Here is a 587-nt window from a genome sequence, read left to right as displayed (position 1 = left end):
CGCATTCAGCCAGGCTCATTTATCCGCGCCGTACTGCTATAGCGGTCAAGTCTGTCCGGTAAGTGGGTACTGGCAGGTTGGCTGGCTACCTCACCACCATTCAGTCAAGGACGGCAACGGCATTCGGTATTTCGAGCAGGGCGTGATCTTGCCCAAGCAACTGGTCGAACGTTACCACCCACGCATCTGGCCCTTCTCCGACAAGATCACACGATCTGAGCAAGCGGTTGAATGGTGCCTGCTCGGATGAGAAATCCAGCTCAAACAGGACAGTAACGCTCTGCGTCCCGCTGTCGACACCTGCGCAATGGTGACGCGGAGCCTCACGGGATGCATGCCCACGCTGAGCGTGGGAACAATCAGTAAAAGAAGGATGCGCCCTGTGCTTCACTCGTCGATTTTTATTACGACAAAGCCACCCGAAGGATCTCGACTGATGCGTCTCGCGCTCTTGCTGTTGTGCCTGCTGTTGGCTGCTTGTGATAGCCGCAGCGCCTTTACCTATATGAAGAAGGATCCTCATGTGAATCCACTCACCGACATCAAGGCCAATTTCGCCTTTACCTGCGCCCACGAAAAAATACCTC

Annotated in this window: 1 pseudogene; it reads left to right on the top strand. The window is 54.9% G+C overall.

The annotated features are described in order from the left end of the window. A pseudogene (locus NPS56_RS30985) lies at positions 1 to 250 on the top strand (SEL1-like repeat protein); the annotation flags it as partial. Positions 251 to 587 lie beyond the last annotated feature (337 nt).

This window comes from Pseudomonas putida (genome assembly GCF_028682635.1).
Lineage (GTDB): Bacteria > Pseudomonadota > Gammaproteobacteria > Pseudomonadales > Pseudomonadaceae > Aquipseudomonas > Aquipseudomonas putida_AE.
The sequence above is the reverse complement of the archived record's forward strand: the minus strand, read 5'-3'. Positions and strand labels throughout refer to the sequence as shown.